The sequence below is a fragment of the Cronobacter sp. EKM101R genome, from assembly GCF_963888145.1.
GTDB classification, from domain to species: Bacteria; Pseudomonadota; Gammaproteobacteria; order Enterobacterales; family Enterobacteriaceae; genus Cronobacter; species Cronobacter turicensis.
The window spans coordinates 1-10160 of sequence record NZ_CAWPHW010000016.1; the positions used below are offsets into that span (position 1 = coordinate 1).

General features: G+C 48.7%; 13 protein-coding genes. All 13 read right to left on the reverse strand.

Going from position 1 to position 10160, the window contains the following annotated elements:
* Positions 1-189: 189 nt before the first annotated feature.
* Complete coding sequence (locus tag AACV31_RS12165; RefSeq protein WP_165157107.1) at positions 190-612, reverse strand: hypothetical protein; 423 nt, start codon at positions 610-612, stop codon at positions 190-192.
* Between the two features lie 11 nt (positions 613-623).
* On the reverse strand, positions 624-1073 hold the full coding sequence (locus AACV31_RS12170; RefSeq protein WP_165157105.1) for a hypothetical protein: 450 nt from the start codon (positions 1071-1073) through the stop codon (positions 624-626).
* A gap of 178 nt (positions 1074-1251) precedes the next feature.
* Positions 1252-1644: a DUF4150 domain-containing protein gene (locus AACV31_RS12175; protein ID WP_007679141.1), complete on the reverse strand. Its 393-nt coding sequence runs from the start codon at positions 1642-1644 to the stop codon at positions 1252-1254.
* A 5-nt stretch (positions 1645-1649) separates the two neighbouring features.
* Entirely contained in the window at positions 1650-2255 is a 606-nt protein-coding gene (locus tag AACV31_RS12180; RefSeq protein WP_165157102.1) for a DUF3540 domain-containing protein, read from the reverse strand.
* Between the two features lie 9 nt (positions 2256-2264).
* Positions 2265-3335 (reverse strand): pentapeptide repeat-containing protein, encoded by a 1071-nt coding sequence (locus tag AACV31_RS12185; RefSeq protein WP_165157100.1) that lies wholly within the window; start codon positions 3333-3335, stop codon positions 2265-2267.
* Complete coding sequence (locus AACV31_RS12190) at positions 3332-5872, reverse strand: DUF2169 family type VI secretion system accessory protein (protein ID WP_007765966.1); 2541 nt, start codon at positions 5870-5872, stop codon at positions 3332-3334. The genes AACV31_RS12185 and AACV31_RS12190 overlap by 4 nt, the downstream gene beginning before the upstream one ends.
* Before the next feature lie 147 nt (positions 5873-6019).
* Entirely contained in the window at positions 6020-6385 is a 366-nt protein-coding gene (locus AACV31_RS12195) for a DUF3592 domain-containing protein (RefSeq protein WP_165157097.1), read from the reverse strand.
* A gap of 329 nt (positions 6386-6714) precedes the next feature.
* A complete protein-coding gene (locus AACV31_RS12200; RefSeq protein WP_165157095.1) occupies positions 6715-7086 on the reverse strand; it encodes a hypothetical protein in 372 nt (123 codons plus the stop codon).
* 205 nt (positions 7087-7291) lie between these two features.
* Positions 7292-7624, reverse strand: coding sequence for a hypothetical protein (locus AACV31_RS12205; protein ID WP_032806985.1), 333 nt, complete (start codon positions 7622-7624; stop codon positions 7292-7294).
* A gap of 62 nt (positions 7625-7686) precedes the next feature.
* Positions 7687-8052, reverse strand: coding sequence for a DUF3592 domain-containing protein (locus tag AACV31_RS12210; RefSeq protein ID WP_032806992.1), 366 nt, complete (start codon positions 8050-8052; stop codon positions 7687-7689).
* Positions 8053-8077: 25 nt separating this feature from the next.
* Entirely contained in the window at positions 8078-8425 is a 348-nt protein-coding gene (locus tag AACV31_RS12215) for a DUF3592 domain-containing protein (protein WP_165157093.1), read from the reverse strand.
* 167 nt (positions 8426-8592) lie between these two features.
* Positions 8593-8976 (reverse strand): nuclease, encoded by a 384-nt coding sequence (locus tag AACV31_RS12220; protein ID WP_165157091.1) that lies wholly within the window; start codon positions 8974-8976, stop codon positions 8593-8595.
* A gap of 8 nt (positions 8977-8984) precedes the next feature.
* The coding region (locus AACV31_RS12225) for a type VI secretion system Vgr family protein (protein WP_255492522.1) at positions 8985-10160 on the reverse strand (1176 nt) is incomplete at its 5' end.

Sequence of the window (10160 nt, forward strand, 5' to 3'; positions counted from 1 at the left end):
GCCTCGCGCCCGGAGAGTTTCCAGAAAAGCAGCCCCTCGACCGGGAGCTGAACGGTGATTCGGTTAAACATAACTTCAGTCCATATCGCTGAGGAATATTACAGAACGGTTATCTTTCTTGCGAATAAACGCAGTGCGGATAAGTTAAAGTCTAAGATAACCTATCGATTCATTTTCTTAAGGTTGCCTTTATTGCTTTTTCTTTTGCCACGGCCACCTGTGATTCTCCAGCCTGACCTCCAGGATATTTCGCATCTTCAACATATTCTGGCGCGGATCGGATTTAAGACAGATTATCGGGATGCTGACACCCTTCTGAAATTTAAACAGGTCCATGGTTTCAATTGCCGTCAGCACATTATCCTGGACCATCATCTCGCCATTCGGCAGGGGATACTGATATTTTAATCTAATATTCACGATACCATCCTGCGAGGGCGTGCCCGGTATCACGTTCAGGAGTTCAGCATCTATATACAGAGGGTCATTCAGGATAGCTTTCTTCTTTTTCTCTGCCTTTTTATCTTTGATAATAATATGAATAATAATCGCCACAAATCCTGCTGGCAGGAGAAAGTGCAGACTTTTTAAGATGAGTGTTGAAATTTCCATTTAACTTCCTGTCATTGCAAATGAAACGGGTCGAGCCATATCCCGTAATAAATCAGCGCGGCGCCCAGCGAAAGCGCCGCCCTGAGTACTAATGGCACTACCGGGCGGACATTTTTAACGGCTGACTGTACTGTCTGATAATTATCCTGATTGAAATTCTCATGGAATTTCATAATAAGAAAAAACTGCGTGTTTATGCCCACAGAAGCAAACTGCAATCCCCACAGCACAATGGCTGACAGAAGCAGGATGCATGAATAATGTTCAGCTGCGGCAGGAGAGAAGATATTCCAGACGAGCGCCATCGCGAGAAAAACGAAAGAGACGACCTCGAAAATAATAAAAATGCTGACAAGCTTAAGACCAAAGAAAAGCCACTGCCTGCGAGTAAAAGACGTTTTACCTTTCCAGATGATATACAGCGCGCACGCCAGGAAAAAAACAAATCCCACGAAAAACATTCCATTGCCTCAAAGAAATTATACTGTCACGCACTGACATTACGGGTGCGTGGCCCTGCTCAACCGTTGCGTTGCCGTAAAACACACCGTATTAACGGTGGTTACTGTAAAAAACCGGGCCCTTGCCTGTGGCAAAAGCCCGGCTCCGGGTACTTTTGTCTGCCTGTAAACGTGGCGATCACGGCGCCAGCATTAACACCTTGAACTGGCTTGGGACAATACGCATCCCCACCGCGTTAGTTGAGTTTTGCAGGCTGACGCTGGTCAGGCGCGTCGCGGGCGTGCCTTTCAGCAACACGGTAAACGCGCCGGTCAGGTGGCGCGACGGCCCCATTACCGTACCCGAGGCGACACCCGTCGCCACGCCTGGGTTATCGCCATTAGTAAGAGGCGTGACCGTCGCCATGTTATGCGCAGGCATTCCCATAAACAGAATATTCAGCGCGTTCGGAATGGCCGTTGGGCCGAGCGCGATATCAGGGTAAGGAATCGGCGTTGGTGCGGGCATCGGCGTCAGGCAGACATCCGGAAACGCCAGGTCCATGCCAAACAGCTGGCAGTTAGCGAACATAGTGGTTACCCCATGTGGATCTGTTCAGAATCGACTTTTGTGATCGCTTTGGAGGTGATCACCGTATTGTGCGCGTGCAGTCGTGCGTAATCTTCAGCTTTCATATCCAACTGGCCTGCGCGTACCTGTTCAGTCTGACGCGTGGTGCGCAGCAGGTTATGGCTTATCTGGGTCACGGTCTGCCAGACCGATTCCGCGCGCTTGCCGACGATGCGTGAAAGGCTTACCCACGCGGAAAGCTTATCGCCGCTGTATTTCATTTCGCTGATATGACAATCGCCCTGCTGCGCGCTGACGCGCAGCGCCTCGCCGCTCAGGCTAAGTTCGCCTGCGCTGCAGATATGCAGATCGCCCGGTACGCTAAGTTCCGCGCTTTGGGAATTGGCGCGCTCAAGTACCGCCAGCAGCCAGAGCTGATTATCTACGCTGGCAATCAGCGCCGTGTCGCCGGTTTGCGGCGCGATAACGCAGCTGGCCGCGCGGCGGCAGTGCCAGCCGCGGCCCTCGCTCTCTACCATCAGGCTACCGTCAGCGAAACAATGGGTGACCGTGCCCGACGCCTGAACCGGCGGAGTCATAGTCTGGGCCAGTTTATGGTTAATATTGCTCATGTTCTCTCCTTAGATACGGCTCTGGCGCTGCGCGCTCCAGGCTTCAGCCGTCAATAATTCTTCGTCATATTCCAGAATGCCCTGCCGACCAGAAAAAAGGGCATTGTCCTGGCGCGCCCGGTGCAGACGAGTGCGGGAAAAGGTGGCGCCGCGTAAATCGGCAAGACGCAGATCGGCGCCGGAAAAATCGCCGTAGGTCAGATCACTCTGGATAAACCGGGCACCCGTCGCATTCGCCTGCTGGAAAATGCACTGGAACAACCGGCTGTGGCTGAAGTCTGCCTGTTGCAACGTCGCCCCTACAAAGATCGCCTGATCAAACACACTATTCTGGCACTGGGCCTCGCTCAGGTCCGCCTCCATGAACAGCGCCTGGCTGGCGTTAACGCGCTGAAGCTGCGCACCTTTAAGCGTTGCGCCTTTAAAATTGCACTGCGGCAGTTGCGCGCCTTCAAATCGCGCGCCTGCCAGCTGACAATCCGTAAACTGGCAGCCCACAAACTGCTGTTGAGAATAGTTTTTGCCGCGCTGATCGCAGTTAAAAAAGACGGTTCGCTCAAACGTGCCGTTATCCAGCGACGTGGTACGCAAATCGATGCCATAAAACGTGGCCATCAGGCTCTGGCAGCCGCTAAGTACGGCATTTTCCAGTGGTGATTCAAAAAAGACGCTGCGGTCGAGTTGCACCTGCGTGAAGTGACTGTCGTTTAGCGTACAGTTCATAAACTGCGTGCTTAACAGCGCGCTGTGTGAAAAATCGCTGCCGCTGAGCGCGCACTGGTTGAACACACACTCTTTAAGCGTTGTCTCTCGCACGTGGACATTATCAAGCTCGCACTGGTTGAAGACCGTCTGCTCCAGATGCGCCCCGCTGAGATTCGCCTGACTCAATGCACATTCAGTAAAGAGCGTTTCATGCAGCTTTGCACCGCGAAGGTTAGCGCCAGTGAGCGATACTTCCTGAAAAATACCGCCAGACAGATCGCAGCCCTGTAAATCGAGCCCATCCAACGTGAGTTCGCTGATAGCTTCGCCGTTTTTGATTTTCTGTTGTAGCTCTGCTGCGCTGAGCGTTGTCATACCACTTCTCCATCACGCTTAGGCAGCGTTTTTACGCGTTTGGTAAACGCGCCGTTCATGCGGGTTTCGTCATTCGTAAACGACTGGGACAGATCCGCGCGGAACAGATTAGCGCCGTTGAAATCCGCACCGCCCAGCTGACTTTTTTGCAGCAACGCCCCCATCAGATTGGCGTCGGTAAAATTCACCTCACGGAAATCCGTACGTATAAACAGGCTGCCCACCAGGCAGGCGCGCTGAAAGCTGGCGCCACGGCAGTCGGCTTCGCTGAGATCAGTATTCTCAAGTTTTGCCAGTTCAAAACGCGCGCCACACAGCGCCGTCTGCCGCAGATTGCTCTGGCGGAGCGTCGCATGGGTGAAATCAGCCCGGTTAAGCGTGCTTTCCGACGCTGCCGCGCAGGTTATCCAGGTCGCGTTGATAAAGCGCGCCTCGTCGGCGTGCGTTTCTACAAAGGAGCAACTGTCGAGCGTCGCATCGCTGAAGTCCGCTGCTTCTAATGTGGATTTCACAAATGTCGTTTTATTCAGCCGCGCATGACGGAAATCGAGACCCGGCAGGGTCAACTCAAGGAAGACGCAGCCATCAAGCGTCGCGCGGTGGAAGCGGCAATGGGTAAACCAGGTTTCCCGGAACAGAAGCCCTTCCAGCGTGGCATCATCGAATGTGCAGTCATCCAGCAGCGTCTCCTGCAACTGCGTGTCTTTAAAACGTGCGCCGCTGAAATCGCTGTGGCAGCACTGGGCCAGCGACAGGCTCGCGCCTTCAAAATTACAATCGCGAAGCGACGTGTGGTGCAGCTCAGCGCGCGCCAGCATAGCGCCGCGGAAGTTCACGCCATCCAACTGGCAATGGCTGAGATCGGCGCACTCCAGCAGCGCCTTACTGAAATCCGCGCCGCGCAAATCCATACCGGAGAAATCAACGCCCGTCAGATCCATACCGCTAAAATCACCACCCTGCGCCAGTGTGCGTTCGGCGCGCTGGCGGATAATCTGCGCCAGATCGCCTTTCAGGCGCCGTGCTGGCGGCTGATGCTGAACGGACATCAGGTACATCTGATGCAGCGCGTCGCGACTTTGCGCCAGCTTCTTCTCACCGAGGCTGTCGCGGTTGCGATACAGCATTTCCTGCATACGGTGCATCGCTTCCGGTCCGCGCGGCTGGTTATCTTCGTTATTTCCCTGCGGAAAACGCGCTTCCATTTCACGCTTACGCGCCTCAGCTTTCGCCTGCATCTCTGCCGCCTGCTTTTCCATCTTTTCGATAAACTCGGGGAGTTCATCCAGCTTCGGCATTTCCGGCTCTTCAATATCTCCCAGCAGATCGTTTACATCGCCGCCGCTGGCTTCAATCCGGGCGCGGTGCTGCTCGCGAAGCTGATTGGCGCGATTATTCATGTTGTCGCGCATCGGGCTGGCGGACTCCTCCACTTCGCTGTCGATCCAGGGGCCGATAGCATCCTCTGGCACCAGATCCTTCTCGCGAAAGGCGAACAGCGCCCCTTTCTCTTTATCCATGCGCTGCGCCAGCACCTTGCGGTAGTGATTCACCGAACGAGGCGCGCCCACTTTTTCCATCGCTGGCAGAAGTTGCAGCACGTCAGCCGCATCATCTTCATTAATACGGATATGGCCCTGCCAGATCAGCATCATCTGTTCGAGATGCGGGAAGAACCAGACGGTGGTGGCCCGTAGCGCCACTTCCTCAAACAGGGTGTCGTCGCCGCGCTGGCGATTGATAAAGCAACGTGCCTGCCACGGCGGCAGCGTACCCTCCTGGAGCGGTTTTTCAGGGTGCATATTCCAGATACGCCATTTCGCCTGCGGCGGCAGCGTATCGCGATCCTGCCACCACTGATCAGGGCTTGCGGCGTTAAATACTTTCCAGTCGATGTCTTTCGCAAAGCCGGGGAAATCGTTCTGTAGCCAACTGGCGTCATACTTTTTGCCCATGCGGCTGAACCGGCGCGGCCAGAGAATATCCAGCGGCCCGAAGCTCGCAGGCTCCGGCTTCTGTTTCGGCGATATCATGCGCCCTTCGAAAGGCTCGATATTCGGCAGACGACGAAACTCATGTCCCTGGTGAATTTCTGGCCGAAACCCCACACCGTGCGGGTTTTCTTCATAACCTTCGCCGCCGTAGGCGCGGCTCCAGTCGAGGCGCATCTCATCAAAAGGCCGGGGCAGCGTCATCTTGCTGCCAGCCCAGTAGCGATCGCCGAAGACAGCCAGCGATTTACTGAGGTTCTCTACATCAATACGCACCGCGCAGGCGGTTTTTTCCTGCTGATGGTGGGTGTAGGCATGGCCGGTCGCCAGAAACTCGGCGCGCACTTTTGGGATCGCCATGTCGATAACCCCACCGCTGGTTTGCAGCTCGCTCGCCGCCAGCTGCCAGAGCTCAACCTCTGGCCGCAGTTTTGGGCTAGGCCCCATGTCCGCGAGCGCAATAACCGATACGCCCAGATAGTTTTTCCCCTCCCAGCGAAAAGGCCGGTTAAGTACGCTCAGGCGCAGGGGCTTAACGATTTTCATGCCATGTGTCCTTTATGAACGACAAAGAAAGCAGAGACAGAGCCCAACGGCCCTGAAGGAAAATGACTGACGCCTTATTTTTATGAATGCGTTAACCAGAGGATGAGGTCTTTCTCAGCCTCCGTACGCGCTGGCGGCAATGGTAAATCAACGGCGCAAGGGATGAGGGATATCCAAAATTACCTTTAACGGATCGCTTTTCAGATAGCGCAACGCAACGGTCTTTCCTGGCCGGTAATTTGCCGTATTCATAGCATTAATTACTGCATCGACCCGGTTACGAACCTTTTCTCCTGTTTCGGTACGGTAAGTAATTTCAAGCGTAATGTTGAGACACCCCGCCCCCCCTGAACGGCTCCAGGCTTTGGTGATGACCGCTGTGGTATCAACACCATTGCGCTGGATGTTCTGCTTGATACGATTATTTTTCCGGTCCCGAATCAATAAATAACCAATCAGCAAACTAAACAACCCAATTGGAATGCTATAAACAACATACAAAATCCAGTGCACTTTTTACTTTCGTCCCTTATTCAAAAATGAAACTGGCTTTCACTATGTCGCCGTCCCCCAGATATCTTAATTGTATTTCACAATCAGGCTGAACACGAGGTGCGTATCGCTGGGGAATCGTCGATTCAAATCCTACTATCGTCGGCCCTTTTTCAGCATCATTAAATTTTACAATAAAGGCTCCGTTTATAATTCCGGTTTCGTTACTGCTTAACTGCTCCGACGTTAAAACTAATGCTGTGAAAATAGTGCCTTTTTTCTATCGATCCATTAAGCCACCAAATCACAAAAAAATACTCCAGCATTTATAATAGTGATTATTGTTATATTTAATAAGTCCTGTAATCAGGGTAGTAAAATTGTGTCGGATTGTCAGGGTTTATCCTTATTTTTATCTTATTGCCAACTTCAAAGTTATCTTTGTCCGTAATATAAAAACTAAGGCCACGTTTAGAGGTTATGCTTTTCCGTTCAAACTCATACTGCACTGTAATTACAGCAACTATTTTATTATTAACTCCTTGGTATTTATCTGGAATTATCTCCACCATAACAGCATCAACATCAACGCCATTTTCTTTGATAGATGCATCGATTTTATCAGATTGCTTGTTTTTTAATATAACATAAGCAACGAAAAACATTGCTACCAAAGGTATGATCCACGCTAATTTCGGCATGATATAAGATAAAGTATTCATAATCCCTCGATTAACTAAAACTGGTTAAAGCAGAAACATCTTGTGTGCAAGTGCGGATTTTTTTCTGTACCTCGCATATGCACTTCAAATTTACCACCTATGCATTTCATTGCGGTGGTTCTGTACTCAACCTTCGGACTATTAATCGAGGCTCCCAAGATGCCTACCTACGCTGCCTTTAATGTCCATTCTTTACTTTCGTCCCTTATTCAAAAATGAAGTAAGCTTTCACTATGTCGCCGTCCCCCAGATACCTCACTTGTATTTCACACCCTGGCTGAACACGAGGCGCATATAGCTGGGGGATCGTCGATTCAAATCCTACTATCGTCGGCCCTTTTTCGGCATCATTAAATTTTACAATAAAGGCTCCGTTTATACTTCCGGTTTCGTTACTGCTTAACTGCTCCGATTTTAAAACCATCGCTGTAACAGTAGTGCCTTTTTTTTCAATCAATGCATTGTCATAAAAGGACTTCCCAACAATATAAACCGGAACCCCAATCATCAACAGTGCGACAATAACATCCATTGTCATATTAACTCCAAAATCTGGCCTAATCACGCTGATATTTAACCAGTCTACAAATAAATAAAAAATTACAAACCTTCTCTATCTTTTTGGCTTTGCAATATAAGCCATACTTTTTGAGGCTTCTCTTTTTTATAATAAATATCAACCTCGCGGTCTCGTTCTATCGGCATAAGATTTAGTACACTAATAACCTCTGTTTTCTCGGTTGTGATCTTTTCACCATCTTGGCTCTGAAAAGTTAAAGAGATCACACATTTTGGCGAGCCCGCACCAGAAGAGCCAATTTGCTTTATCTTAGTGACGGTTGCCACCGTTCTGATACCGTTCTTTTTAAAATCATCATGCTCTCGCCCTGTGTTAACCACAAGGAATATCATAAAACATAGTATTCCTGCGCCGATTAACCACCCCAAATACTCTGTAACATCCATTCAAAACTTCTCCATTTGTAGAGAATCATTCCATTTCAAAAGGAACCAAGAAAACTTGCTTAGGATCTTTTGGCATGTAATATATAAGTATTGTGTTATTCCGCATTACTTTTATAAGGTTTTGTGGAGATATATACTCTTTCGCTGTCACCGTGACGGGACCTTGTTCTGATTCAAACTGAAGCTTCATTTTCATCTTTGTATTACCTGTTCCACTAGCACCGATTTTCTCCATGCTGAGTACTTTAGCTTCTGTGCGAACACCTTCTTTTTTAAATTTCTCATAAGAAAGGCTTGTCTTATAACAATAAAAGAAAATACCAACCATTATGGCGACCATAACGATTATGGTGCTTTCAAACGAGTTAAACATACAGCCTCTGCTTTATATTATAGACAAAGATGATTTCAAAATCGCCCTCTGTAATTCAGGTAAAAAATAAAAAAAATGATACAAGAAACCAAACCTTAAATTATTTTTTTATTCATTAATGAAAAATAATGTAATAGCTATCTTTTACGCTTTTATAAAAAACAAGATTACTTATCTTTTAACGAGGCATTTTCAATTTCAATTATGACCAACTCTGGATTATTTTTGCTATATGTAATAGGAAAAGTCTCGCCGGGGCTATATTTTTTCAAATCAGAAGTAAAGATTACTGCAGTACCATCATTTAAAATATCGCGTCCTTGTTCTGTTTTATATCGATAGTATAATTTAATGTTTGTATACTGCGAAATTTTTCCAGTATAGCTTTCTACGTTAATAATTTCAGCCAAGGCATGAATACCATTACGACGAATATCATCTTTGGCTTTTTTATTTTTTATATCCTTAACAATAACACTTAATATTATTATCGCAACCATAGAAAGAATTATAATCGCATATCCTTTGGCAAAAGAAGATGAATCAAACATATATTATCCTAATTAAACATGTGGAGGCGGGCGTTTCTTAATGCCGCAGTTAGACTATCACACTCAATCGAGCCTACTCTTAGTTTAAACCCATTATTATAATACACACTTATTGGATTATTCTCAATTTTTGTTCCTGTTATGCCAACGTTTACACCTGTATTAGAAACCGAAGTGCCAGTAGTGGAAACTGAAGCAGCGGTAAATCCAACCTGGACACCTTTCCACTCAATAGCCCAAGGAGTATCTACATTAACCTCTGTTTCACTCTTAATAGTGATCTTATTAGGCGATGTAATCAAAGTTTCACCGGTTTTTATAGTCTGCGTCCAACCACCATTAATGACTGTTTTTACGCCACCTTTTATTTCATTATGTTGACCACCACTACTGACTATTAAACGATCACCATTTTTAATTTCTGTATTACGCCCGCCAGTGCTAATAATGGTTTCTTGCTTTCCATCCTTGATCGTAGTGTGTTGGTCACCTTTCTCAATGGTCGTTGTCTGGCTCCCGGTAATGTTATTTAACTCACCGCCACTAGAGATGGTAAGTTTGCGACCTTCTTTGATATTAATAACTTCGCTATTATTAAAATCTTTGAGCTCAACGTTATCGACTACCGTCGTACGCTTCTGCTTATAGTAAAACGAAGCATCACCCGTCACTTCGTCTTTTTGCTCACGTCCGATAGTGGTGGTGCGACTGCCGTCAATCGTGACTGTCTTGTCGTTTTCTACCGAGATATTCATATTTTTCTCGGCATGCATATCCATTAACTCATCGCCCATCTTATCTTCAAAGAAAAGATAGCTGGCGTTATCGCGATGCCCGTCTTTACTGCGGGTCATAAAGCCCATACGCGTGGCATCACCGGGTAATTCCCACGGCGGCATGCTGGCCTCGTTATACACGCGACCGGTAATCAGCGGACGGTCCGGGTCGCCGTTGATGAAGTCCACCACCACTTCGTCGCCCACGCGCGGTATCTGCACCCCGCCGAAGCCCTGGCCCGCCCAGGCGCTCGACACACGCACCCAGCCTGAACTGGTGTCGTCGCCCTTGCCCAGACGGTCCCAGTGGAACTTCACCTTCACCCGGCCGTATTTGTCGGTCCAGATGCTCTCGCCCTGCGGGCCGACCACCTTCGCCGTCTGCGGGCCGTAGGTTCTGGGCCACGG